The sequence below is a fragment of the Cupriavidus oxalaticus genome (assembly GCF_016894385.1).
In the GTDB taxonomy this organism is placed as follows: Bacteria; Pseudomonadota; Gammaproteobacteria; order Burkholderiales; family Burkholderiaceae; genus Cupriavidus; species Cupriavidus oxalaticus.
In genome coordinates, this window is record NZ_CP069811.1 from 2,071,266 (window position 1) to 2,096,625 (window position 25,360).

Annotated in this window: 24 protein-coding genes; 17 read left to right on the forward strand and 7 right to left on the reverse strand. The window is 65.7% G+C overall.

All coding sequences use genetic code 11. From position 1 onward, the window contains the following. Nucleotides 1-21: 21 nt before the first annotated feature. On the reverse strand, nt 22-918 hold the full coding sequence (gcvA, locus tag JTE92_RS09035; protein WP_063239787.1) for a transcriptional regulator GcvA: 897 nt from the start codon (nt 916-918) through the stop codon (nt 22-24). A gap of 189 nt (nt 919-1,107) precedes the next feature. On the opposite strand from gcvA, the gene JTE92_RS09040 reads away from it, so the two are divergent. Further along, nucleotides 1,108-1,998, forward strand: a complete 891-nt coding sequence (locus JTE92_RS09040; protein ID WP_063239786.1) for an oxidoreductase — start codon at nt 1,108-1,110, stop codon at nt 1,996-1,998. Nucleotides 1,999-2,235: 237 nt separating this feature from the next. Further along, nucleotides 2,236-3,600, forward strand: coding sequence for an alginate export family protein (locus JTE92_RS09045; RefSeq protein ID WP_239477780.1), 1,365 nt, complete (start codon nt 2,236-2,238; stop codon nt 3,598-3,600). A 167-nt stretch (nt 3,601-3,767) separates the two neighbouring features. Here the strand turns inward: JTE92_RS09045 and JTE92_RS09050 are convergent, their stop codons facing one another. Both JTE92_RS09050 and JTE92_RS09055 read right to left on the reverse strand, forming a co-directional pair. Further along, on the reverse strand, nt 3,768-4,844 hold the full coding sequence (locus tag JTE92_RS09050; RefSeq protein ID WP_063239784.1) for a porin: 1,077 nt from the start codon (nt 4,842-4,844) through the stop codon (nt 3,768-3,770). Between the two features lie 239 nt (nt 4,845-5,083). After that, on the reverse strand, nt 5,084-6,673 hold the full coding sequence (locus JTE92_RS09055; protein WP_232353429.1) for an amidohydrolase family protein: 1,590 nt from the start codon (nt 6,671-6,673) through the stop codon (nt 5,084-5,086). Nucleotides 6,674-6,771: 98 nt separating this feature from the next. On the opposite strand from JTE92_RS09055, the gene JTE92_RS09060 reads away from it, so the two are divergent. The 3 genes from JTE92_RS09060 (at nt 6,772) to JTE92_RS09070 (ending at nt 10,326) form a co-directional block, all read left to right on the forward strand. Beyond that, entirely contained in the window at nt 6,772-7,692 is a 921-nt protein-coding gene (locus tag JTE92_RS09060) for a LysR family transcriptional regulator (protein WP_063239783.1), read from the forward strand. 147 nt (nt 7,693-7,839) lie between these two features. After that, complete coding sequence (locus tag JTE92_RS09065) at nt 7,840-9,252, forward strand: amidohydrolase family protein (RefSeq protein WP_063239782.1); 1,413 nt, start codon at nt 7,840-7,842, stop codon at nt 9,250-9,252. Nucleotides 9,253-9,348: 96 nt separating this feature from the next. Further along, on the forward strand, nt 9,349-10,326 hold the full coding sequence (locus JTE92_RS09070) for a tripartite tricarboxylate transporter substrate binding protein (protein WP_063239781.1): 978 nt from the start codon (nt 9,349-9,351) through the stop codon (nt 10,324-10,326). Between the two features lie 199 nt (nt 10,327-10,525). Here the strand turns inward: JTE92_RS09070 and JTE92_RS09075 are convergent, their stop codons facing one another. The 3 genes from JTE92_RS09075 to JTE92_RS09085 all read right to left on the reverse strand — a co-directional run bounded on the left by JTE92_RS09075 (nt 10,526) and on the right by JTE92_RS09085 (nt 12,589). Continuing rightward, complete coding sequence (locus JTE92_RS09075; RefSeq protein WP_063239780.1) at nt 10,526-11,485, reverse strand: Bug family tripartite tricarboxylate transporter substrate binding protein; 960 nt, start codon at nt 11,483-11,485, stop codon at nt 10,526-10,528. A gap of 90 nt (nt 11,486-11,575) precedes the next feature. Beyond that, entirely contained in the window at nt 11,576-11,734 is a 159-nt protein-coding gene (locus JTE92_RS09080; protein WP_157096927.1) for a hypothetical protein, read from the reverse strand. A gap of 183 nt (nt 11,735-11,917) precedes the next feature. Continuing rightward, on the reverse strand, nt 11,918-12,589 hold the full coding sequence (locus JTE92_RS09085; protein ID WP_063239779.1) for a GntR family transcriptional regulator: 672 nt from the start codon (nt 12,587-12,589) through the stop codon (nt 11,918-11,920). 351 nt (nt 12,590-12,940) lie between these two features. Between JTE92_RS09085 and JTE92_RS09090 the strand changes: the two genes are divergently transcribed. The 11 genes from JTE92_RS09090 (at nt 12,941) to JTE92_RS09140 (ending at nt 22,936) form a co-directional block, all read left to right on the forward strand. After that, nucleotides 12,941-14,290 carry an MFS transporter gene (locus JTE92_RS09090; RefSeq protein WP_063239778.1) on the forward strand — a complete coding sequence of 450 codons (1,350 nt, stop codon included), beginning with the start codon at nt 12,941-12,943 and terminating at the stop codon, nt 14,288-14,290. 43 nt (nt 14,291-14,333) lie between these two features. After that, nucleotides 14,334-15,128 carry a citryl-CoA lyase gene (locus tag JTE92_RS09095; protein WP_063239777.1) on the forward strand — a complete coding sequence of 265 codons (795 nt, stop codon included), beginning with the start codon at nt 14,334-14,336 and terminating at the stop codon, nt 15,126-15,128. Beyond that, a complete protein-coding gene (locus JTE92_RS09100; RefSeq protein WP_063239776.1) occupies nt 15,125-16,330 on the forward strand; it encodes a CaiB/BaiF CoA transferase family protein in 1,206 nt (401 codons plus the stop codon). Before JTE92_RS09095 ends, JTE92_RS09100 begins: the two co-directional genes overlap by 4 nt. Before the next feature lie 19 nt (nt 16,331-16,349). Beyond that, nucleotides 16,350-17,744 carry a 3-isopropylmalate dehydratase large subunit gene (locus tag JTE92_RS09105; protein WP_063239775.1) on the forward strand — a complete coding sequence of 465 codons (1,395 nt, stop codon included), beginning with the start codon at nt 16,350-16,352 and terminating at the stop codon, nt 17,742-17,744. 24 nt (nt 17,745-17,768) lie between these two features. Then, nucleotides 17,769-18,365 (forward strand): 3-isopropylmalate dehydratase small subunit, encoded by a 597-nt coding sequence (locus JTE92_RS09110; RefSeq protein WP_063239774.1) that lies wholly within the window; start codon nt 17,769-17,771, stop codon nt 18,363-18,365. 7 nt (nt 18,366-18,372) lie between these two features. After that, nucleotides 18,373-18,864 (forward strand): Lrp/AsnC family transcriptional regulator, encoded by a 492-nt coding sequence (locus JTE92_RS09115; RefSeq protein ID WP_063239773.1) that lies wholly within the window; start codon nt 18,373-18,375, stop codon nt 18,862-18,864. A gap of 329 nt (nt 18,865-19,193) precedes the next feature. Next, on the forward strand, nt 19,194-20,177 hold the full coding sequence (locus JTE92_RS09120) for a Bug family tripartite tricarboxylate transporter substrate binding protein (RefSeq protein ID WP_063239772.1): 984 nt from the start codon (nt 19,194-19,196) through the stop codon (nt 20,175-20,177). 98 nt (nt 20,178-20,275) lie between these two features. Further along, nucleotides 20,276-20,821: a ribonuclease E activity regulator RraA gene (gene rraA, locus JTE92_RS09125; protein WP_232353428.1), complete on the forward strand. Its 546-nt coding sequence runs from the start codon at nt 20,276-20,278 to the stop codon at nt 20,819-20,821. Between the two features lie 232 nt (nt 20,822-21,053). Beyond that, entirely contained in the window at nt 21,054-21,209 is a 156-nt protein-coding gene (locus JTE92_RS09130; RefSeq protein WP_174544866.1) for a VOC family protein, read from the forward strand. 134 nt (nt 21,210-21,343) lie between these two features. Beyond that, nucleotides 21,344-21,898, forward strand: coding sequence for a cupin domain-containing protein (locus JTE92_RS09135; RefSeq protein WP_063239770.1), 555 nt, complete (start codon nt 21,344-21,346; stop codon nt 21,896-21,898). 117 nt (nt 21,899-22,015) lie between these two features. Next, nucleotides 22,016-22,936, forward strand: a complete 921-nt coding sequence (locus JTE92_RS09140; protein WP_063239769.1) for a dioxygenase family protein — start codon at nt 22,016-22,018, stop codon at nt 22,934-22,936. 146 nt (nt 22,937-23,082) lie between these two features. On the opposite strand, the gene JTE92_RS09145 is transcribed toward JTE92_RS09140, so the two are convergent. Beyond that, the gene (locus JTE92_RS09145) at nt 23,083-24,024 is read right to left on the reverse strand and encodes a quinone oxidoreductase family protein (RefSeq protein ID WP_063239768.1); all 942 of its coding nucleotides are present in this window, start codon (nt 24,022-24,024) and stop codon (nt 23,083-23,085) included. A 229-nt stretch (nt 24,025-24,253) separates the two neighbouring features. On the opposite strand from JTE92_RS09145, the gene JTE92_RS09150 reads away from it, so the two are divergent. Continuing rightward, nucleotides 24,254-25,267: a LacI family DNA-binding transcriptional regulator gene (locus JTE92_RS09150; RefSeq protein ID WP_063239767.1), complete on the forward strand. Its 1,014-nt coding sequence runs from the start codon at nt 24,254-24,256 to the stop codon at nt 25,265-25,267. Nucleotides 25,268-25,360 lie beyond the last annotated feature (93 nt).

Sequence of the window (25,360 nt, forward strand, 5' to 3'; positions counted from 1 at the left end):
CGCGCGCCGCGCTAGTGCCCACTAGCCCTGCGTCTCGCACTGCGCCAGCAGCCACTCGCGGAACACGGCCATGCTGGCGCTCTCCTTGCGGTCGGCTGGCGTCAGCAGGTAGTAGGTGAAATCGCCCATGTCGACCGTCTGCCGGAACGGCGCCACCAGCCGCCCGGCCTCCAGGTCGCCCGCGACCAGGAAGCGCTGGGCGATGGCGAAGCCCTGCCCTTCCACAGCCGCCGCATACGCCATGGCGGAACTCTGGAACGTCATGCCGCTGCGCGCATCGACCTGCGCATCGGCGCGTGCGGCCTTCAGCCAGTGCGCCCAGTCGTCCGGACGCGCGATCGAATGCAGCAGTGTCTGGTGCTGCAGGTCGGCAGGCTTCTTCACTTTCGGGCTGCCGGCCGCAACGCCGGGGCTGCAGACCGGCACCAGGATGTTGGACACCAGCCGGTAGGCATTCACGCTGCTCCACTTGCCGTCGCCGAGGCGGATCGCGCCGTCGATGTCTTCCTTGCGGAAGTCGACCGGGTCCAGCGAAGCGGTCAATAGCACCTCGATGCCGGGATTGGCCGCATGGAAGCTCGACAGCCGCGGGATCAGCCAGCGCATGGCGAAGGTGGTGTAGGCGCGCACCTTGAGCTGCTTGCGCCTGGCCCGCTTGCTGAGCCGCCGCGTGGCTTCGCGCAGGTCGTCCATCGCGCGGGTCACGGCGCGGTAATAGTCCTCGCCGGTGCGGGTCAGCGAGATCTGCCGATGGCCGCGATGCAGCAGCTGCACGCCCAGGCCCTCTTCCAGCGCGCGAATCTGGCGGCTGACGGCGCCCGGCGTCACGTGCAACTCTTCCGCCGCGGTGGTGATGCTCAGGTGCCGCGCCGCCGCTTCAAAGGCGCGCAGGGCATTCAGGGGAGGCAGTTTGTCCATGCCGGCGAGTCTGCCACACGGTTGAGAATTTCTCAATCGATGTCGCCGGGCGTTATTGACAACTTATAGTTGATTTTTAAACGTTATTAGATCGCCTAGTGTTGCTGATCCTGCGCACCTAAATTTGTTTCCGTGGCTCCCGCCATCAGACAACGCAGTCAGACCGAGCACCACCCAAGGAGATTCACCATGTCCGCCAACACCACCATCGCCACCAACGCTACCAACGCCAACACCGCCGGCAAGGTCTGGTTCATCACCGGCGCCTCGCGCGGCTTCGGCCTGGAACTGACCCGTGCCGCGCTGGCCCGCGGCGACCGCGTCGCCGCCACCGCGCGCCGCCCCGAAACAATCACTGACGCCGTGGGCGCGCACGACAACCTGCTCGCCCTTGCGCTCGACGTCACCAGCGAGGCGCAGGCGATCGCCGCCGCGGAGGCCGCGGCGGCCCGCTTCGGCCGCATCGACGTGCTGGTCAACAACGCCGGCTACGGCCTGCTGGGCGCGGTGGAGGAAGCGTCGGCGCAGGAAGTCGAGCAGCAATTCGCCACCAACGTCTTCGGCGTGCTGAACGTGACGCGCGCGGTGCTGCCGCAGATGCGCCGCCAGCGCAGCGGCCACGTCGTCAATATCTCGTCGATCGGCGGCTATGCGGCCTACCCCGGGTGGGGTGTCTACGGTGCCACCAAGTTCGCGGTGGAAGGCCTGACCGAAGCGCTCGATGCAGAACTCTCGCCGCTGGGCATCCGCGCCACCGTGGTCGAACCGGGCTTCTTCCGCACCGACTTCCTCGATGCCAGCTCGCTGGTCCGCGTTGGCACCGAGATCGCCGAATACGCCGAAACCGTCGGCGCGATGCGCGGCCACATGGCGTCGGCCAACCACCAGCAGCCCGGCGATCCCGCCAAGCTGGCCGCTGCGCTGCTCGTCCTTGCCGACAGCGACAACCCGCCGGTGCGGCTGCCGCTGGGCTCCGATACCGTCGCCCGCATTGCGGACAAGAACCGCAAGGTAGAGAGCGAACTGGCGGCGTGGCAGGCACTGGCGGTATCGACCGACCACACCGACGTGCACGCGTAATACAGCGCCGGGACGAGCCCGGCGCGCCAAGCCGCGCGGCTCGTTCCGCAAGCAGAACACTGAGGCTTGTCTTTGCGCCCTGGCGCAGGCGGCTGTCCGTGGCTATCTTTCTTGCATCGCCCGGCATGAACGAGGAGCCCAGATCATGACTCGACCCGCGGACTTCCATGGCGAGCGCCCCGCACCCGCGCCGCCATGACCCGCGCCATTGCGCCGATCCTGGCGCTTTCCATCGCCGTGGCGGGCGCGCCGTGCCATGCAGAGGCGCAGGGCACTGCCCCGCCCTACAATTTCCTGCGCTACAACGAGGACTACCGCTATCTGCAGGATCCGGCGCGGCGCACCGATGCATGGGACCCCGTCAAATGGATCCCCCTGGGCGAGCCGCACAACTACCTGAGCCTGGGCGGCGAAGTCCGCGAACGCTTCGAACATTACTCGGCACCGAACTTCGGCGTGCCGGGCCCTTCGGCGGACGGTTACCTGCTGCACCGCATCCTTTTCCATGCCGACCTGCATGTCGGCGATCTGTTCCGCGGATTCCTCCAGCTCGGCAACCACTTCGCATTTGGCAAGGACATCGCCACGCCGCCGTACGAAGACCGGCTGGATGTGCAGCAAGCCTTTCTCGACATCCATCTGCCAACGACGGCGGATTCGGTTGCCGCTTCCGAGCGCCCGTTCCTGCGCATCGGCCGGCAGGAAATGGCGTTCGGCTCGCAGCGCCTGGTGTCGGTGCGCGATGCCCCGAACGTCCGGCGTTCCTTTGACGGCGCGCGGCTTTCCGGCAAGGCCGGCGATACGAAGCTGGACATCTTCGCCACACGCACGGTCCTGTTGAAAGCGGGGAATTTCGATGACCACCCCAACCATGCGCAGGGATTCTGGGGCGTCTACTCGACCTTTCCGAAGAGCGTCGTGCCAGCGTCCGGCGCGGATCTCTACTACCTCGGTTTCGAGAACAGCCTCGGACGGTACAGCATCGGCACTGGCGCGGAGCGCCGGCATTCCGTGGGCGGGCGCATCTTCGGCGGCCATGGGGCGTGGGACTGGGACTGGGAAGCGCTTGCGCAGTTTGGCAGCTTCGGCCGGCAGGATCTGTTCGCCTGGGGCTTTTCCACCGATACCGGCTATGCCTTCAAGCTGGCAGGATGGGGAGCGCGCGCGGGGCTGAAGGCCACCGTGGGCAGCGGCGACCGCGATCCCGGCGATGGCAAGCTGGGCACATTCAACGGACTGTTCCCGAAGCTCGCGTACTTCAACCAGGCAGGACTGCTCGGCGCATCGAACGTGATGGACCTGCAGCCGTCACTGACGCTGAAGCCCACATCGACGCTCCGCCTGACGCTGTCCTGGGACTTCATCTGGCGGCAGAGCACGAATGACGCGGTCTATACGGCAGCGGCGGCACCCATCGCCGGCACGGCGGGGCGGCCGGGGCGCTATACGGGTAGCCAGCTGGCATTCGATGTCGTGTGGCAAATCGACCGGCATATTGCGATCAATGCCGGCATCGTGCATGTGGATGTGGCGCCGGTGCTGGGCAACACAGGCGGCCACAATACCAACTTCACTTATGTGTCGGCGGCCTATACGTTCTGACGGCGATGCCCATCCGGCCGCAGCCTGGCACCGGCGCCGACGGTCGGCACGGTGGCGAACCGCGGCAACGCGGCTTTTTCGGTGGAGATCACACCGGATACCAGGCCGATGGCCGGTGCGATGCAGCAGGGCTGCTGCGGCCCGGCAAGCCTTTCGCGGACGTGCCGCTAGAACTTGTGCCTGATGCCAAGCGCCACCCCAGTCTGGCTGCGCGCGCCGGGAGCAAGGGTCGCCAGCGCTGCGAAATTCAGGCCGGCATTGCGCACGTATGCCACTGCCCCGTACAGATCCGTGCGCTTCGAAACGGCATAGACACCCTGCAGGACATACTGCCTGGGGTTGGGCGGGCTGGCGCTGCCGTCCGTGGCTTTGATATCGTCGTAGTAAAAGGCTGCATTCATCTGGAATGCCGGCGTCAGGCGATACCCCACGCCCGCCCACCACATATCGTCGCGATGCTTCCTCTCCCCGCTCGCTATGGTTTCCTCCGCCCATCGGTATCCCGCCGTCAACCGCCATGCGCCTGGCGCGTAGGTAGCCGCTACCGCTACCTTGCGCATCCTGCCGGAGCCAGTCGCCGTATCCTGGCCATTGGCCTGGTCATATACCGCAGCCAGCCCGAGATCGCCGCTGATATAGCTGGCGCCGCCTCCCCACGAGGCATTGCCCTGCCAGGATCCGACCTGTTCGCCGAATCCGTAGTGCGCCTGCGCAGCCAAGGGCCCGCGCTCAATGCGGTACTTGACAGCATTGTCCACGCGCAGCGGGCTCATCAGGAACGGCATCGGCTCATAGGCCCCGGCATAGGTAAGTGGCATGAAAAGCGGAAGCAGATCGAACATGCTGGTGTACTGGCGCCCGAACGTAAGCCTGCCAAAGCCCTTCGTGTTCAAGCCCATGAACGCCTGTCGGTTGAACAGACGGCCAGCCTCGCCCATGGTGCCAGCATCGATATTGAAGCCGCTCTCCAGCGCGAAGACCGCTTGCACGCCCCCGCCGAGATCCTCGACGCCGCGCAGGCCCCAGCGGGATCCGGCCAGCCCGCCGGAGTTCAACCGCACCCGGGATCCGCCCTCCGACGCTGCACCCGCGGCCGTCCGCAGATGATTGCTGTACTCGAGGAACGTGTCCGCCACGCCATACAGCGTGACGCTTGACTGCGCATTCCCCGCCGGCACGACGCCAGCTATCGCAAGCAGGCCGGAAAGGTGGGTAAGGACGGTAACCCGCATGTTTTTCTTCATGAAGTAACTCCCTGTTCGTTCGCGGCTTCGGGCGTCGGCGCCGTTATTGCAACGGCCGCAGGCAATAAGGTCCCGTGCCGCGCAATTCCAGATCGCGCGGCAGCCGAATGGGTGGATGTGAAATTGAGGAGCTTCCCGCTCGGCGTCGTTAGCGCCGCTGCCGTCGCCGGCGCTAGGCCGGCGTCAAGGGCGCAGGGCTGCCGGAGTTCACCGGGAAACCAGGCGTTGCCGGAAGCGGTTCAGGCGGTGAATGTGATGGTCGCCATCTGTCTGGCAAGGCGTTGTTGCGCGGCGGCCAGCTCCCGCTTCAGCTTGGGCCAGTCCACGCCGAGCATGGTCCCGTTGCGCTTGCGCGCCTTGCCTGCGATCCAGACGCTGTCCACATCCGCAAGCGAGGCAAAGTTCGCCACGCGATCGGCAAGGCTGCCCTGCATGGCGAAACCGATCCGATCGGTTCGCAGCAGTACAAGATCCGCACGCCTGCCCACGGCGACAGTGCCGATCTCATCGCCCAGGCGTACCGCCCTCGCACCGAGTGCCGTCGCAAAGTCCAGACTGTCTTGCGATTTGTAGGCGCGTACGATGTCACGCCCTTCCGGCTCAAGGAACAGGCTGAGGAACGCACCGCGCACGTGCTCGAAAAAGTCCTGCTGCACGACCAGCGGCCCGTCGATGCCGATTCCCGCCGCAACGCCCGCATGCCGGGCCCGGCCGTGCGACGACGCCATCATGTGCGGCGTCAGCATGTAAGGAAACTCGCCGACCACCGTGGAACAGAGCATGCCGCCGGTCTCGCGCAGCAGCCCGAGCTCGTCCGTGGTCAACCGGTTGCCATGCGACGCGTGATAGTCCGGCCCGAGCAGGCCCGCCTCATAGAGGTCCCGGATGCCGGAATCCCGCTGGCCGATCGTTCCCGGCGCGGTGGGCTTGACCGGCTTGTGCAAGTGTGCGGCGAGCATTCTGACGCCGGTGCCGCGCGCCCGCTCCCATTCCCTGCGGACCTCCGCCACGGAGCGGCCGATCGCGTTAGACGGTGCCAGGCCAAGCTGCAATGGCGACGTGCCATCCGAAAAGATCTCCTTTTGCAGCCGTTCAACGGTCTTCCAGCTTTGCTCGGTCGTGGTATTGAGGTCCGCGTGGACGCGTGCCATCGAGACCGTCGATCCCGGCCCGAATGCAACGGCGCGGCCGAGCTGGTATGTGAACCATCCCGACACGCCCGAATCCCGTACGCCACGGGCCGCGGCCAGCGCCGTCTCTTCGCTGGGCTGCCCGTGGGCAAAATCCAGCACGGTCGTCACGCCGGAGTCGATTGCCTGAAGTCCTCCGATCAGTTCCACCAGGTAGTTGTCTTCCGGCGTCATGCACGCCATCATGCGGCGCTGCCACCCCAGGTAGGCCCGCGAGTAGCCCGACGGATCCATCTTGATCAGCCGGCCGGCATCCACGCATTGCCACAGATGCCGGTGGCCGTCGACCATGCCCGGCATCAGGATCATGCCGCCCGCGTCGATCGTTTCCGCGTCAGCGGCCGCGATGTTCTTCCCTATCGACGCAATCCGACCGTCGTCGATCAGCACATCGACAGCATGCAGCTCACGGAACTGGGCGTCCATGGTGAGCACATCCGCGTTCCGGATCAACGTGCGGCGCGGCGCGGCGCCCGCCGGCATGGCAGCACCGGCAGCCCGCGGCGCCGGCTGCGCACCGGCCTTGCCGCCCAAGGCTGCGGCAACGATGCCTGCCCCCGACAGGCGCAGGAATGCCTTGCGCGACATGGTCAGCGGCTCACGCGCGTCATCCGATATCCCGGTCTTCTTCTCGCTCACGTCTCACTCCATCGTTATCGTGCCGAGGATATTGACAGCGATGCCGCCGCGATTGAACATTCGTTCCCGAAAGAATAGGTTTCCGGGCGAGAAAAAGTATGGACCGTCTTACAGCGATGAGCGTTTTCTGCAGGGTGGTCGAGCGCGGCAGTTTCACGGTCGCGGCTGAGCGCCTGGACATGTCGACGGCGTCGGTCAGCAAGTATGTCTCCGCACTGGAGAGCCACATCGGGACGCCGCTGCTGGCCCGCACAACCCGCCGGATCGTACTGACCGAGGCAGGCAGGAACTACTATGAGAAATGCACGCGTATCCTCGATGAAATCGAGGAAGCCGAGCGCTCGGCCGGCGTGGTGCAGACAGTCCCGCGTGGCCTGCTCAAGGTCCGCGCGCCGGTATCGCTTGGCAACGCCAGCCTCGGACGCACCGTGGCCGAGTTCACGGCGAGATTCCCGGAGGTCAGCGTCGAGATGACGCTCAACGACCGCTTCGTCGATCCCGCCGAGGAAGGCGTCGATGTTGCCTTCTACATTGCCACAACCCCGAAGGGTTCGGCCGAAGGCGCCCACCCCATCGCAACGATGCCACGGCTCCTGGTCGCCGCACCCGGCTACATCAGCCGCCACAGTTCTCCCCTCGATCTCGCCGACCTGGCAAGACACAGTTGCCTGGTCTACACGCGCGGCATCGCCCCCAACGAGTGGCGCTTCACCCGGGACGGAGCAGAGCACGCGGTGCATGTCACTGGCGCATTTCGCTGCAACAACAGCCTGACGCTGCGGGAAGCCGTGCTCGACGGCGCCGGCATCTGCCTGCTGCCCGCCTTCCTCGTCATCGACGACCTGGCAGCCGGGCGATTGCGCGCCATCCTGCCGGACTGGTGTCCGCAGGCCAGGACGCTCTATGCCGCCTATCCGCAACCGCGGCGCGCCTCGCCAAAAGTGCGGGAGTTCGTCAGCCTCGTGTCGCGGCGGTTCGACTTCGGCACATCGCTGCCTTTCAGGACACAAGACGCCTGACATCTCTCCCTCCGCGTCTTGCATCGGATCGCCGCATAGCCGCCGGCGATTCTTTTCCTGCTGGAAAGCCATTGTTTCCTGCGCACCGGTTTATCCGGCGATCCGGGAATGCCAGCATCCAGGCTCCCCTATAGGAGCCAATGGAACATGAACAGAACCCTGATCAAGAACGCCGATATCCTGACGATGGATGCCGGACTCGGCGAATTGCGCGCGGACGTGCTGATCGAAGGCGATCGTATCGCTGCGATCGGCGCGGACCTGCCGGTGCGGGATGCAGAGATCATCGACGCGACCGGCATGATCCTGATGCCCGGGATGATCGACGGGCACCGGCATGTCTGGGAGATCATCGACATGGGGCGGCTGGTCAAGTCCCGGCCTTCCGAGTACGCCCGGTACTACCAGCAATGGAAGATGCGGACCATCGTCTGCATGACGCCAGAGGACAATTACCTGGCCGAACTGATCGGCGGCCTCCAGGCGATCGATTCAGGCGTCACCACGGTCTTCGACTTCGCCCATGGGCAGCCCACCGAGGCTTGCGCCATGAGCGCGGCACAGGGCCTGAAGGACTCTGGCATTGCCGGCTGGTTCGGCTTCCAGCTGGGCGTTTCCTCGTCGTACAAGGCGGGCGACACCGTGTCGCTGGCCAAGGCCGACGCGGAACGTATTGCCAGGACGACCGAAAGCCACTGGGCAACGGCCGAGCGCCTGCAGCGCGAACTGTTCTCCGACAGTGCCGCAACGCTGCAGCTGGCGCTCGCCCCCAGCGGCAATGCCGGATCCGCGCTGGAAGACATCCGCAGCGAATGGACCCGCGCGCGCGGCATGGGCGTGGGCATGCTTGCCGCGCATATCCACAAGCCCGAGCGCCCCTATCCTGCCGGGGTCATGGGCCACCGCGATTCAGGCATCCGCGATCTCTATGAGGCCGGCCTGCTCGGTCCCGACTACCAGGCCACCCATGCCAATCGCCTGACGCCTGACGAACTCGCCATGCTGCGCGACACCGGCGGCATGATCTGCGCCACAGCCATGGGCGAGTTTCCCTATGTCATGTCCGAAAGCAAAGGCCCCTCTGTGCATGGACGCTCGCGCAGCGCCGGAGTGCCCACCAGCATGGGCATCGATATCTCGCTCGCGCTGCCCGGCGACTATTTCGAGCACGTCAGGGCAACCTACTGGAACCTCTACCTCGACCCTGAATGCCGTGAACAGATGCGCGCATGCACCTCCGAGTACATACTCGACTTTGCCACGGCCTACGGTGCGCAAGCGCTTCGGCTTGGCGATACGATCGGCTCGATCCGGGTTGGCAAGCGCGCCGACCTTGTCCTGCTGAGCACCGAGCGGGTCGGCTTCGGCATGGCGGGAAGCCTGGCGGACCGCGTGGTCACGTTCGCCAGCACGGCTGATGTCGACAGCGTCTGGATCGCCGGCAAGGCGCGCAAGCGCCACGGCAAGATGCTGGGCGTGGACTGGCGCGCGCTCAAGGCGCAGCTCGTCGAGGCCCAGCAGCGAATCGGCCGCCAGGCAGCCACCATCCGCTTTACCTGAATAGGGCCCCGCGCCGGCGGCAACACCCGCCCGCTTCGGCATCCCTCGCCAAGCGGGCGCTACGGATCCCCCTCATCGACCATCGACAACGCCAAAATGAAAAGACGCCACCTCATTCTTGCCTTCGCCGCCATGCACCTGACGGCAGGAGTTGCCCTGGCCCAGGCACCCGACGCCTGGCCGGGCAAGCCCATCCGGATCATCCATGGCTTCGCCGCGGGCGGCCCCATCGACAGCTTCGCGCGGCTGCTCGCTGCCCAGTTCCACGAACGCTTCGGCCAGCCCGCCATCGTCGAGGCAAAGCCCGGTGCAGGCGGCACGATTGCGGCCAGGTACGTGGCGCGCAGCGCTCCGGACGGCTACACGCTCTATCTGATGGCCTCGGGGCACGCCACCGCTCCCGGACTCTACAAGTCTCTGGGCTATGACCCGGTCAAGGACTTTGCCGTGATCTCCATGGTGGCTCGCAGCCCCTACGCGATCGTCGCGAACCCGAAGGCGGGGTTCGATACTGTGGGGCAATTGTTCAGCGCGGCAAGGCAGCAACCCGGCAAGGTTGACTACGGCAGCGGCGGCAACGGCACCGGCATGCACCTGGCGGCGGCGGTACTGCAGGCAAGAACGGGCGTGCGCCTGAGCCACGTTGCCTACAAGGGAGGCAGTGCAACGGCGCTGGCCGTGGTCGGCGGAGAAGTCCCGGTGATCTTCACCTCGCTGGCAGGCATGAGCCCCTATATCGACAGCGGCAAGGTCAAGGTGCTGGCCGTTACCACGCGTGAGCGCTTCCGCCTGTACCCCAACGTTCCGACGATCGCAGAGACCGTGCTCCCCGGCTTCGATGTCACCGCCTGGTATGCCTTCGCGGGCCCGAAAGGCTTGCGTGCCGACGTCATGGCGAAGCTGGGCGAGATGGTGCGCGTGACCCTGCAGCGCGCCGATGTCGCCGAGTCGCTCCGGATGCAGGCGGCCGAGCCGTGGCACACCAGCCACGACACCGCCCAGCGCTTCGTCGCCGAAGAAGTCAGCCAGTGGCGAAAGGTGATTCAGGACGAGAAGCTTTCCGAGATGAACTGAACGGCCAGCGCCGGATCCGGCGCCTTGCGCGGCGCCGGCGACCCCTCGCCTGTGCGCGCCAACACGGCGCGTACTCCCGCTTCCAGTTTCCGGAGCACTCCGCAAGAAAGCCGGTGGAGCGGAAGCCACACCGGCAAGATGCTGAGTCAGCAGCAATTTGCAGTTCGACAATTGGCAGTTCACCGGCCAATGTCCTTGTCTATTGCGCGCGGATCCCCGCCTTGTCGATCATTTCGCGCCAGAAGATGCCATCTCGCTCCAGGAAAGCGGTGAACTCCTTGAGCCCCATGGTCATCGGCAGGTTGCCCTGGGCACTGATCTGGCGCTGCACCTGGGGGTCATTCATGGTCTCGGCGAACGCTGCGTTCAGCCGCGCCAGGACCGGCTGCGGCACGCCGGCCGGGGCCACCACGCCATACCACGTGAGGATATCGAAACCCGGCACCGTGGCAGCAATCGGCGGCAGGTCGGGCATCTGCGCAATGGGCTTCGGCGTGGACACGGCGATCGGGCGGACTTTGCCGGTTTCAAGCATGGCGCGGCTGGCACCGAGGCCGGCAAAGGCAAAATCCACCTCGCCGGTCGACAGTGCCACCATGGCTGGCGCTGCCCCCTTGTAGGCGACGGCCGTGAGGTCAGCACCGGACTTGTACTTGAACCATTCGCTGGTGATCGCCTGCAGGCTGGTCGGGCCCAGTGAGGCGTAGTTCATGGTGCCCGGGCGCTTGCGGCTGGCGGCGATCAGTTCCGCCAGGCTGGCGCTGGGCGCCTCCCGGGGCACCAGGGCCAGCAGCGGCACGCCCACCAGCGGCGCTACCGCCACGAATTGCGCGGGCTTGTAGGGCAGCTTCGGGTCCAGCACCCAGTTGACCGAATAGGTGCTGGTGACGAGGCCAATGGTGTAGCCGTCCGCGGGCGCCCGCGCCACGCTGCCGGTGCCGACCACCTCGCTGGCGCCGGGCTTGTTTTCGATCACGACGGGCTGGCCCAGCACCACCTGCAGCTTCTGTACGATGGTCCGCGCCACCGCATCGGTGCCGCCGCCGGGCGGATACGGCACCACCAGGCGGATGGGCTTGTTCGGAAAATCCTGCGCCTGTACGGCAACGCTCCACAACAGGGTGCCCAGCAACGCGGCCAGGACATTTCGTTTGCTCATGGTAGATGCTCCCATACTGCTCTCATGTTGAAACCTGCCTGCTCCGGCAGGTCAGGCCGAACCAACGTCATGACAGCCTCAGCGTGGTGGTCAGAGCGAAAACGGCGCAGGCTTTTCCGCATCGACGCCATAGCGTGCCAGCGCCTCTGCAATGCGGTAGTCAAGCATCGAGCCGGCGTCTTCGGGCTGGTACAGCCGGCCCGGCAGGTAACACGCCCACTCCTGTCGGCGTGCGCGGTAGTTGGGCATGGGGAGAAGCGAGCTTGGTCACGGACATGGCTCCGAATGGCTTTGCTTCATTCCATTCTATGGAGGGGTCCGCAGCATGAGATGCCGGGTTCGCGGCCGGGCTGCGCGGATTTCAGCATGGGACACTGCGGAAAGCCGCTTCCACGAACGAGGGTTCCGCGAGTTCGCGCCCCGGAAATCGGATCAGGGCCTGAACGTGTCGGCCGGCATGCGATCGATGAATTCGCTGGCGCGGATGAGATGGTCGCGCATCAGCTGGGCTGACTTGTCGGCATCGCCGCTCACGATGGCCTGGGCAATAAGGCGGTGCTCATTGACCGACTCTTGCAAGGCTTCGCCATGGATGGCGTTGCCGAGCTGGAACATGAGCATCGGCAGTTGCAGGCGGCCGATGAAATCGGAGAGCTTCGCATTGCCGCATTCGTCCGCGATGGCCTGGTGGAAGCGCCGGTTCTCTTCAAAGTAGGCCGCCGGACTCATGGCATGGTGGTCTTCCCAGATCGGCTGGGTCGCCTTCAGGAACCGTTCACGAACGCACGCCTCGTCCATGCGCCTGGCCGCGCGGCCTGCAGCCAGCGCCTCAAGCGCCGCGCGCACCTCGAACAGTTCTTTCATCTCGAGGTGCGAGTAACGCTTGACCATGGTGGTCTGGTTGGGAATGCTCTCGACCAGGCCCTCGGCCGACAGCCGGCGAAATGACTCGCGCACGGGGCCGCGGCTGACGCCAAGCTCGCGCGTCAGGTCTGCCTCGACAAGCCGCTGGCCCGGCACCAGGCGGCCGCTCAGGATCGCCTGCCTCAGGCTGTCGACGACATATTCAAGCGTGCTGCGTGCCGGTACGGATGCATCCGTCATAGGTGGTGTTCTCCCGCGATTACCCTGATTGTATCTCAGCATATCGCACATTATTGTCCTACAACTTCGTTGTTCAATGATGCGAATGCAGGTGGGAGAGTCAACCCGTGCGCTTGCAGGCCACTTCGCCCAACATCGCTTGACGCCTTAGCCACTTTCGATTTTGATCAGGACTAACCCTCATGGCAGATCCTCTGCATCGACACTATTGTCCTACAAAATAGTCGTTCAAAATCGACAGCAGCTAAACAGAGTTGGCCGGCTCGCCGCGACGCCACTGCAGCGCCAACCCTGTCATGGGGCCGATCCCGCACGTCCCCCGGCACAAGACAAGGCGAAATGGAGACAGTCATGACCGCAAGCATTCAGCAAGCCCCGCTCGAAGCCGCATTGCCCGACCTTGAGAAAAGCACCTACGACAAGGTGTTCTGGCGAACGGTGCCTTTGTTCTTTGTCTGCTACGTGATCTCGTACCTCGATCGCGTCAACATCGGTTTCGCCAAGCTGCAGATGCTCGGCGACCTGGACCTGAGCGACAACGTCTACGCGCTCGCGGCCAGCATGCTCTTCTGGGGCTATGTGCTCTTTGAGATGCCAAGCAACATGATCCTGCACCGTGTAGGCGCCCGGCGCTGGATCTCGCGGATCATGATCAGCTGGGGTTTCGTCTCGATTTCGATGATGTATATCGGGCCGCTCGCCACCCTGTTCCACACCACGCCGGCAAACGTCTTCTACGTGCTGCGCTTTCTGCTGGGCGTGTGCGAGGCGGGGTTCTTCCCCGGCGTCGTGCTCTATCTGAACCAGTGGTTCCCGTCGCACAAGCAGAACCGCGTGCTGGCCGGCTTCATGTTCGCGCTGCCGCTGAGCCTGTGCATCGGCGGACCGGTGTCGGGCTGGATCCTGCAGAACATGCATGACGCGCTGGGCCATCGCGGCTGGCAATGGATGCTGCTGATCGAAGGGCTGCCCGCGGTGATCCTGGGCATCGTGGTGCTGGCCTGCCTGACGGACTCGGTCGACAAGGCACGCTGGCTGAGCGCCGACGAGAAGGCGCTGATCAGGCGCAACCTTGCCACGGACAACGCGCACAAGACCCACAACTTCGGCGCCGCCCTGAAGAGCCCGGTGATCTGGCTGCTGTGCGCGATCCTGCTGACCATGAACACCGGCTTCTACGGCCTGTCGTTCTGGCTGCCGTCGATCATCCAGGCGACCGGCATTCAGAACGTGTACCACGTCGGCCTGCTGTCCGCGCTGCCCTACGTGGTGGCCGGCGCGTTCATCGTGGTCAATGCCATGCATTCGAACCGCACCGGCGAACGCCGCCTGCACGCGGCCATTCCTGCGGGTTGCGCCGGCATCGGCCTGATCCTGAGCGCAGCCTGGGCCGGCCAGCTGGAACTGTCGCTGCTGCTGATCTCCGTCTCCGCCGCCGGCATCCTCGGCGTGGCGCCGCTCTTCTGGATCTTCTCCGGGCGCGCACTCACGGGTGTGGCCGCCGCCGCCGGCCTGGCCATGATCAATTCGGTGGGCAGCCTGGCTGGCGTGACGGGCGCCATGATCACCAATGTCGCCAAGAACATCACCGGCAATGTCAACAGCGGCACCTATGTGCTGGGTGCCTGCCTGCTGCTGTGCTGCGTACTGATCCTGCTGCTGCCGCGCGCCATTGTCTCGGCGGACGCGGCCAGGCCCTGACCGGCACGCCCGGACGGACTCAAGCATTCAACCGGAGGAAATCATGGAAAAACAGACACTGCGCTCGGACATGGGCTGGAGCACCGCCGATCGCATCACGGTGCGCGGACTGGATTTGTGCCAGGACGTGCTGGGCAAGATCGCCTTGGGTGACTTTGCCTTCCTCGAAGTCACCGGCCGCCGGCCAACGAGCGCCGAATCGACGGTCTTCAACGCCATCCTGGCGGTGCTGGTGGAGCACGGCATGACGCCCTCGGCCATGGTGGCCCGCCTGACCTACCTCGGTGCGCCGGAATCGATGCAGGCCGCCATCGCCGCAGGCCTGTGCGGCATGGGCACCACCTTTGCCGGGACGGCCGAAGGCGCCGCCCGCCTGTTGCAAGACGCGCATCCCCTTGGCTCGGCAGGAAACCACGACGTGGCGGAAACCGCCGCGCGCATCGTGCTGGAGCATCGACAGCAACGCCTGCCGGTGCCGGGCATCGGCCACCCCGTGCACAAGCCGGTCGATCCGCGCGCGGTGGCGCTGTTCGCCATCGCCGGGCAGAACGGCCTGGCCGGCTCCTACGTGACGCTGATGCAGGCGATCTCGCTGGAAGCCGAGCGCGCCTACGGCAAGCCCGGGCAACTGCCCGTGAACGCGACCGGCGCGATCGGTGCCATCGCATCCGAGCTGGGCCTGTCCTGGAAGCTGTGCCGCGGCCTGGCAGTGGTGAGCCGCGCGGTTGGCCTGCTCGGCCATCTGGCCGAAGAAATCGAACACCCCATCGCCAACGCGCTGTGGGTGCGCACGGAAGAAGAAGCGTCGTCGCACCTGGTACCGAAGGAGTCGCAATGAAAATCCTGCAGAACATCCGCGTCATCGAGATCGGACGCTTTATCACCGCGCCGCTCGCGGCCCAGCTGCTGGGCGAACTCGGCGCCGAGGTCATCAAGATCGAATCGCCCAAGGTGGTCGATCCCTTCCGCACGTTCGACGGCGGCTTGTATGCCGGCCACTTCCAGTCGCACAACCGCAACAAGCGTTCGCTGGTGCTCGACTTCACCACGCCGGAAGGCAGTGACGTGCTGCAGGAACTGCTGCGTGACGCGGACGTGCTGCTGCTGAACATGCGCCCCGGCAGCGAGGGCAAGCTGGGGCTGGACGCAGGGAGCCTGCAACAGCTCAATCCCCGGCTGGTGCACTGCTCGATCACGGGCTTCGGCGCCGATGGCCCCTACGCCGACCGCCCGGCCTTCGACAACGTCGGACAGGCCCTGTCCGGATGGATTTCCATGTTTCATCGCGGCACCGATGCTCGCGTGCCCGGGCCACCGGTATCCGACACCATCTCCGGCATCTACGCCTGCGTCGGCATCCTGGGCGCCCTGGTCGAGCGCGCCAGCACCGGACGCGGCAGGAAGGTCGAGGTTTCCATGCTGGAATCGATGATCGCGCTGGCCACCGAGCCGCTCGGACAGCTGTCGGCCTATGGCAGCGCGCCGGAGATCTTCAGCCGTGCGTCGAAGTCGCAGTCGTACCTGGTGACCTGCCAGTGCGGACGCCGCATCGGGCTGCACCTGTCGTCGCCGGAAAAGTTCTGGCAGAACCTGCTCGGCGCGATCGAGCGCCCGGACCTGGCGCAGGCGTACCCGGACCGCCAGAGCCGCGTGCAAGGCTACGACGCGATCGCGGCCGAGCTCGGCGCGGTCTTTGCCACCGCCGACCGCGACACCTGGATGGCCCGTCTGCAACAGCACGATGTGCCGGCGGCGCCGGAACTGCGCCTTGACGAACTGCAAGACGACGCACAGGTACGCCATCTCGACGTCTTCTACCAGCTGGACCATCCGGAATATGGCCCGGTGCGCGCCGCCAACCGCGCCATCCGCTACGACGGCGACAACGCCAGCGGCTTCCGCGTACCGCCTGCCTTCGGCGAGCATTCGATCGAGGTCCTGCGCGAGGCGGGCCTCGACGAGGCGCGCATCGAGCAGCTGATCGCCGCCGGCACGGTGCTCGACCATCGCCGCCAGCAGGCCGGCGGCACCCCGGGCTAAGCCGCAAGAGGAACGGACGATGGGCAAGACGCTCTATGAAAAAGTGTTCGACAGCCATGCGCTGCGCGAGCTCGCGCCAGGTCAATACCAGATCGTGGTGGATCGCCATATGCTCAACGAAGTCTCCAGTCCGCAGGCGTTTGCGACGCTACGCGAACGGGGGTTGAAGGTGGCCTATCCGGAGCGCACCTTCGCCACGTCCGACCATACGACCTCGACCCTGGGCGATCCCGAGGCGGTCGATGACGAGACCAGCTGGCTGCAGATCGCCACCATGCGCAGCAATGCCTTGGAATCCGGGATCGGCTACTTTGACCCGCGCGAGGGCCGGCACGGCATCATCCACGTGATCGCGCCCGAGCGCGGCCTGATCCAGCCCGGCATGGTGGTGGTCTGCGGCGACAGCCATACCTCGACTTATGGCGCCTTTGGCGCAGTGGCGTTCGGCATTGGCACCACCCAGGTGCGCGACGTGCTGGCCAGCCAGACCATGCTGTGTGAAAAGCTGCGCGTGCGCCGCATCGACATCGTCGGCAAGCTGGCGCCCGGCGTCTACGCGAAGGATGTGGCGCTGTTCACGATTGCACGGCTGGGCGCCAAGGGCGGCGTGGGCTATGCCTATGAATTCGGCGGCGAGGTGGTGGATCGCTTCTCGATGGAAGAGCGCACGACGCTCTGCAATATGGCCATCGAAGGCGGCGCGCGCTGCGGCTATGTCAATCCCGATGCCACCACCTACCGCTACCTGCAAGGCCGCGAGCGCGCACCCGCGGGCCAGCGCTTCAGGGCGGCCGTCGCGCGCTGGGAGTCGGTCCGCTCGGATGCGGATGCGCACTATGACGACCGGGTCACACTGCACGCGGACGAGATCGGCCCGATGGTCACATGGGGCACCTCGCCGGACCAGGCGCTGGCCGTGCACGAGCGGATTCCCGCTGCATCGCCGGCGCTGGCCGAAACGCTCAGGTTCATGGGACTCGAAGCGAAGCAGCATATCGCCGGCACGCGCATCGAGGTGGCGTTCATCGGCTCCTGCACCAACGGCCGGCTGTCCGACTTCGAAGCCGTGGCTCACCACCTGCGGCGCGGCGCCTATCGCGTCGCGCCGCACGTGAAGGCGCTGGCGGTGCCGGGCTCGCGCTCCGTGCACGACGCGCTGGTTGCCAGCGGCATCGACCGCGTCCTCACCGAAGCCGGCTTTGAAGTGCGCGACGCCGGCTGCTCGCTGTGCTGCGGCATGAATGCCGACCGCCTCAGCGGCAGGCAGCGATGCGCCTCGTCTTCCAACCGCAATTTCCGCGGCCGCCAGGGTTCGCCCGAGGGACGCACGATGCTGATGTCGCCGGTGATGGTGGCAGCGGCTGCCATCGTGGGCGAGATCGTCGATGCGCGCCAGCTTTTCGGCATTGCGTAAGCCGCGCCCCAACCTCGAGCAACCATGCGTCACCCGATACAAAAGATTGCCGGCCTTGCCATCCCGCTGCGCGGTGATGACATCGACACGGATCAGATCATTCCCGCCCGGCATCTCACGTGCATCACCTTCGATGGCCTGGAGGCGCACGTGTTCGGCGACGAGCGCATGCTGGCACGCGCGCGGAACCACCTGCACCCCTTCGATGACCCGCGCTTTGCCGGCGCCGGAATCCTGCTGGTCAACGCCAACTTCGGCTGCGGCTCATCGCGCGAGCATGCGCCGCAGGCACTGCGCCGGCACGGCATACGTGCCATCGTCGGGGAGTCGTTTGGCGAAATCTTCGCCGGCAATTGCGTGGCGCTTGGCATCGCCTGCGTCCAGTTGCCTGCCGAGGCAATGCGGCAGCTGCAAGGGCGCTGCGAAGTCCGTCCCGACACGACGCTGCAGATCGACCTGGCCACGATGACGCTTGCCCTGCCCGACACGATGCTGGCCATCGGCATGCGCAGCGGGCCCCGGCGCCAATTGCTGAATGGCGACTGGGACTCGCTGTCCATGCTGCTCCAGGCCGGCGACGAAACACGCGCCAGGCTGGCCATCCTGCACTCTCAACCGTGATGCGCCCATGATCGAACTCGACAAGATCGACCTCAGGATACTGGCCGAGCTTCAGCGCGACGCCAGCCTCACCAATGTGGAGCTGGCCGCGCGCGTCAATCTCTCGCCGTCACCCTGCCTCGCACGCGTGCGCCTGCTGAAGCAATCGGGACTGATCAGCAGGCATGTCACGCTGCTCGATCCCCACAAGCTTGGCCTCAACGTCAACGTGTTTATCCAGATCTCGCTGGAAAAGCAGACCCGCACCGGCCTGGATTCGTTCGAGCGCGCGGTCCTGGCACTGCCGCAGGTGATGGAGTGCTACCTGATGAGCGGCGATTCCGATTACCTGATCCGGGTGGTGGTTGCGGAAGTGCAGGCACTTGAGCACTTTATCGTCGACAAGCTGACGCGGCTGGCTGGCGTAGCCAGCATCCGCTCAAGCTTCGCCCTCAAGCAGGTGAAGTACCAGACCGCGCTGCCACTGCCGGAGCCCACGCCGAGGCGGCAGGGTCGATAGCGACCGGCTCCGAGGCTTGCTAAATATCCGTGCTTCCGGGCTTGATGACCAGTACGACAAGAGCCCGGATGGCAGGCGCCAGATGCGCGCATTGCCAATCCATCCATTGATCAATGGTCGCGCGAACCCGTACGTCTGCGGAGGTAAGCCAGCTCCGGCGCCCGCCACGACGCAGCACATCATGCCGCCCTTCCCGGCCAGCCCGGAACTTTCAACGGTGTACCTGGGGCATCCGGCTCAGGTACAGCACATCATGCTGCGACCTCCTCCGTAGAATGACCGCCAGAGGCGCACAAGACCCCATCAAACATCCATCGGCAGGAGACAGCATGCACCATCCGAAGATGATCCTCGGCCTGTTGGGAATCACCGCCGCGATGCTCGCCGGCGTACCCGCACACGCCAATGCCGAGGCATACCCGTCCCGTCCCATACGCCTGGTCGTGCCGTTTGTGCCGGGCGGTGTCACCGACGCCACCGCGCGACTGGTGGCGGACAAGCTGGGCCAGTCCATCGGGCAATCCGTCATCGTCGACAACAGGCCCGGCGCATCAGGCAATATCGGCGCGGAGCTGGTGGCAAAGTCGAACGCGGACGGCTATACCCTGCTACTCGGCTTCGATGGAGCGCTCGTGACCGGCACGCACATCACCAGGCCGCGCTTCAATGTGCTGACCGACTTCGCGCCCATCACCAAGGTGGGCGACGCCACGCTGATCGTCGTGACGAGTCCTTCCGTGCCGGCCAGGAGCTTCAGCGAGCTGGTCGCGTACGCGAGCACCAGGAAGAGCACCGGCCTGTCATTCGGCAGTTCCGGCACCGGCACCACTTGCCATCTTGCCGGGGAACTCCTGAAGGAACAGGCAGGCATCAACCTGCAGCACATCCCGTACAAGGGCGGCTCGCAAGCGCTGACCGACGTGCTTGGCGGCTCACTCCCAGTGCTGTGTACCGCGGTCGCCAGCGTGTCGCAGTATGTGAAGAGCGGACAGGTCCGCGCCATTGCCGTCACCGGCAGCCACCGGATCGCCTCGCTGCCCGATGTGCCGACGCTGATGGAGTCCGGAGTCAAGAACTTCAGCGTGGATTCCTGGGTAGGCATCCTCGCGCCTGCCGGCACGCCGGCCGCCGTGGTCGCGCGCTTGCAGCGGGAGATCAGGAAGGTGCTGGAGCAGCCGGAAACCCGGGCCAGGATGCTTGACCTCGGTATCACCCCGGTCGGTAACAGCCCGGATGAATTCGGCAAGCAGATCCGCCAGGACTACGCACGATACGGCGAGGTGGTAAAGAAGGTTGGCATCACGCTTAACTAGTCCACGACTTCAGAGAACGCGCACCCGCGTTCCCGCGCAGGCGGGAACCCAGTGCAATTTACCCCGCTCAATACGCAAACGCGGCCGTGTGATGCCACATGGTTACGCACATTCCTTTGATTTCGTACTCCCCTCTTGTCATGTTCTCTACCAGCGATCTTTCCGACGAGCACCCGGACACCACCTCCGTCTGTCAACTGCAGTTCCGCAGCTTCGGCCTGCGCGAGCACTTCGCCGGCCCCTGTGCAACCCTGCGCGTGCGAGAGGACCACAGGCCCGTCCTGCGCCGGCTTTCCACGCCCGGGGCCGGCCGCGTGCTGGTGGTCGACGTAGGCGGCTCCCTGCGCATCGGCGTCTTTGGCGACCGGCTGGCCGGGCTCGCGGCAAGCAATGGCTGGGCGGGACTGGTCATCCATGGCGTCATTCGCGACAGCAAGACCGTCGATGGCATCGACATCGGCGTCAAGGCCCTGGGCACGACGGCGCTGCGCAATGCAACCGAGCAGCCCGGCGCGGAGGATGACGTCCCACTGACCTTTGGGGGCGTGACGTTCAAACCGGGCGACTGGGTGTATTGCGACGCGGATGCCGTGCTTGTCAGCCCGGAAGAGATCCAGGCCACGGCGCCACCGCAGGCCTACTGACCGGCATGGCGGCGAGCACCCTCGCTCGCAGATCGCATCCGCTCTCCCCGCTTTGTGGCCGAGCCGCCGGTTTGCCGGCGGCCTGCACGGCCAATGGCGATACCGTGGCCCCATCGCGCTGCATTCGGGGCGATAGCCGACCACCTTGCTCAACCAACTAACGGGCTGCATCGACGGCCGCAGGGGGAAAGGCCTCATCGGGTTCCGAGCGCCGCCGCTATCAGGAGACTCCATGCCTATTCAGCGCTTTTCACACGTGGCCTATCGCTGTGTCGACGCCCGCAAGACGGTCGAATTCTATACGCAACGACTCGGCCTCGAGTACGCCTTCGGCGTGGCGGAAGACTACGTTCCATCGACCGACAGCCTTGCTGTGCTCGCTTCGTGAATCCCCGATACCGGTTTGTTATCGAGTCGCGCGAAAAATGATAATGGACTTATCCCCTGGTGCTTCATAAAGTTGCACGTACAGAAGGCAATCGCCCTCTTGTTCCCCCAACTTCACTGCATCAAGGAATCAACATGGATCCCACCCCTCAGGAAATGGAAGCCACCCGCATCGCGCGCTGGGGCAAGGTCGCACCTTACGGCGAGACCTTCATCGAAAGCCGCCTGCCCGGCATGAAGAAGAACATCTACAAGATCATGAACCGCGGCGTGCTCGAGAACAAAGGCGTCGAGCCCGCGATTCCGGGTAACCACCGCTTCGGCGTGACCTTCATCGAAATCCCGGTCGGGCAAGGCGCCAGCCTTCACGCGCACAAGACCGAGGAAGTGTTCTGCCCGCTGAACGGCCAGATGGAAGTGATCTGGGGCGAGAAAGGCCAGTACTCGCTGATGCTGAACCAGTGGGATGTGATCTCCTGCCCGATCGGCGTGATGCGGGGCTTCCGCAACCCGAACGACCACGCCCTGGTCGTGTATTCGGTGGTCGGCGGCACCGACGAGGAATGCGGCCGCATCGCCTGGCACCCGGACGTGGTGAAGGCAGCCGAGGCGACCGGTCTCGTCTACGGCAAGGACGGCTACATCAAGGAAGCGGAAGCGGACACGGCGGAGCACCGCGCCGCAGACTGACGAAGGCCGCGGCGAAGCAGGCGAGTGGGCAACGAGGAGAGCGACTGAGACCTGGCGCCGATGCCCCTCTCCTCGCCAGGCAACTACCCCCTTCAATCATCAGGAGCCGACCCCACCATGACCTCTGCTTCCGCAGTGCGCGCACACGCCCCATCCGCGCCGAACACACAATCGATTCCCGCCACCCCCCAGGCACTGCTAGACGCCGTGCTCAAGGCGAATTCGGGGACGCGCGACCCGCGCACCAGGATCATTCTTGACGCACTCATCCGGCACGCGCACGCCTTCGCGTCCGAGGTCCAGCTGACCTATGAGGAACTCCACCATGGCCTGGACTTCATGGTCCGCGTCGGCCAGGCCACCGGACCGAAGAAGCACGAAGGCATCCTGCTGGCGGATATTCTCGGGCTTGCCACGCTGGTGCTGCTGATGGATGCCAAGGCCGTGCTTGCAGCCGGCGGCACCGAGCCCGCGCTGATCGGCCCGTTCTGGCGCGCGAACCAGCCGGTTCGCCCCAACGGCGCGCACATCGCAACCCCTGACACCACAGGCGATCCACTGTTCGTCCAGGGACGCGTCGTCTCGCTCGACGGCACGCCGATCGCCGGCGCGCGCATCGAGACGTGGCAGGCCGCGCCGAGTGGCTTGTACGAGAACCAGGACGATCACCAGGAGGACATGAACCTGCGTGCCGTGTTCGAGACCGATGCCGACGGGCGCTTCTGGTTCGAGAGCGTGCGGCCCTCGGGCTATGGCGTCCCCATCGACGGCCCCTGCGGCGAGCTGCTGGCCCTGCAGAACCGCGACCACATGCGCCCGGCTCATCTTCACTTCATCGCCATCGCGCCCGGGCACAAGGTGCTGACCACGCAGATCTTCGATGCGCTGGATCCCTATGCCTTCAGCGACGCGGCCTTTGGCGCCGTCGGTTCGTTGCTGCGCGATTTTGAGCCGGACGGCAAGGGCGGCTTCCGTCTCGATATCGAACTGAAGCTCGAACCGGGGGAAACGCGCCTGCCTACACCGCCGTTGCCGTGATCTTGCTTCGGCTCACGGACGTTGCGACCATGGTGGTCCCGCATTAGTACCACCGAGACCAACGACCACGTCATTCCCGCGAAGGCGGGAACCCGGTGACTTCAACAGACGCCGGGTTCCCGCCTTCTCCGTTTATCGCTGCCTCGTCAAGGGATCAGCACAAAGCGCTGGCGCGCCCCCTTGGCCTGCGCCATCCATACCCTGCCGATATCGGCCAGCGGCACCGGCTCGATATCGATCTCCATGCGGCCCGCCGCCGTATGCCGGCACAGCTCGGCAAACGCCTGTGCCTGCTCGGCAATGGGCGCGTGGTAGTAGGCAAAGCCCTGGATGTCGAAGCAGGCCTTGCGCGCGGCCGCACCGGCAAAAGTGATGGTCGGGCCGACCGTGGTGCCGATGTGGACCAGCCGTCCACCGTGTCCGAGGACCTGCAGTGCCGCTTCCGCCGGTGCCCCGCACAGGTAGTCCAGCACGATGTCGACATCGCCTTGTGCCGCCTGGCGAAAAGCGGCCGGCAGGTCCACGCCCTGGTCGAGCGCGACCACCGCATCCGCGCCGAGCCGCCGCGCGCGCTCAAGCGCCTGCGGGTCGCGCCCCGCCGCGATTAGGCGCCCCGCGCCGAGCAGCCTGGCCGACGCCACCGCCAGCAGCCCCGAGATGCCGGTCGCGCCGAGCACCAGCACGGTCTCGCCCGGGCGCATGCGTGCCCGCCACGACAATGGCAGCCAGGCCGCAAGCCCGGCATTGCCCAGCGCCGCGGCACGTGCATCATCGATATCGTCCGGCACCGGGAACGTCAGCGCCGCATCCACCAGTGCGCGTTGCGCCATCGAGCCGAAGGGCGCAGCCGGCGCATTGACGTTGAAGTAAATGCGCTGCCCGTCCGGCAGGCGCCCGACGCCCTCGCGCCCGACGATGAACTGCTCCACCGGCGGCTTGATATAGTGGCGGCCCTCCGCGATCGCCATATCCAGCCGCGTCAGCGCCGCTGCCTTGACCTCGACCACGATCTGCCCCGCCGCGGCTTGCGGTTCGGGAAACTCTTGGTAAGCCGGCAGCCTGCCGGCAAGCGAAACCGCGCCTTTCATACACATCTCCTCTTTGATAAATCGGTGTCGGCCAGGGACTGGCATGTTCCGCGCCGATGGACTAGAATGCAATCGATTGCACGAATCACACGCAGCCATCACGCATGACACTGGCATTCGTGCCGATTTTAGGAACCGCGGCTGGCGAGAGTCCAATCAACTTTTTGTCGATGTCTCCATAACCAGCCGGCATCAGGCACGCGCCGGGCCAACCCTTGCCAATGAGTCGATGAGCAAGCCCACCATCAAGCAGATCGCGCAGGCGCTCGATATCCATCCGTCGACGGTCTCGCGCGTGCTCAACCCGCTGACGCGCCACCGCATCGGCGACGACATGGTGGCGCGCGTGCTGAAGGCGGCACAGGATCTGCACTACTCGCCCAACCGGATCGCGGCGGCGTTGCGTACGCGCCGCTCGGGCACCATCGGCGTGGTCGTGCCGGATATCGGCAGCCCGGTGTTCCCACCCATCGTGCTCGGCATCGAAAACACCCTGGCCCGGCACTGCTATATCCCGATCGTGGCCAATGCCGGCGGCGACAAGGCGCGCCAGACCTTCGTGGTGGACCAGCTGCTGGCGCGCCAGGTGGACGGGCTGATCCTGGCCACGGCCGAGCGCAACGACCCGGTGGTCGCGCACTGCCTGGAACAGGGCGTGCCGATCGTGATGGTGAACCGCAGCGATGATGCCGGCCGCGTTTCCAGCGTGGTGGGCGACAACCAGCAGGCCATGGCGCTGGCCGTGCGCCACCTGCAGGCGCTGGGCCACCGGCGCATCGGGCACATCGCCGGACCGGCCAGCCTGTCGACCGGCCACGAGCGCGAGGCCGGGTTCCTGCAGGCACTGGCCGCTTGCGGCCTGTCAGTTGCCCAATGCCCGGTGGTGCGCGCCCCTGCCTATACCGAAGAAGCCGGCCGCGCGGCGTGCGCCGGGCTGCTGGCCAGGCGCAGCCGGATCACGGCCGTCGTCGCCGCCAATGACTTCCTGGCGCTGGGCTGCTACGCGGCCGTGCGCGAGGCCGGAGGCAGCTGCCCTGACGACCTGTCCGTCGTCGGCCATAACGACATGCTGCTGATGCATGCGGTGGCGCCGGCGCTGACGACAATCCGCATCCCCTTCTACGAGATGGGCGCGCGCGCCGCCGCCCTGATGCTTGGCGCGCTCGACGGCAGCGCCACCACAACCGCGCGCACGCTGCTGGCCCCCGAGCTGGTGGTGCGCGCCTCGACGCGGGCGCTGTAAAGGAAGGCGATGCATTGCGCGGTGCTCGTGATTCTTGTCGTCAATTTGCGCAATCGATTGCACGAATTCTCTGGCATTCGGAACGCTGGCAAC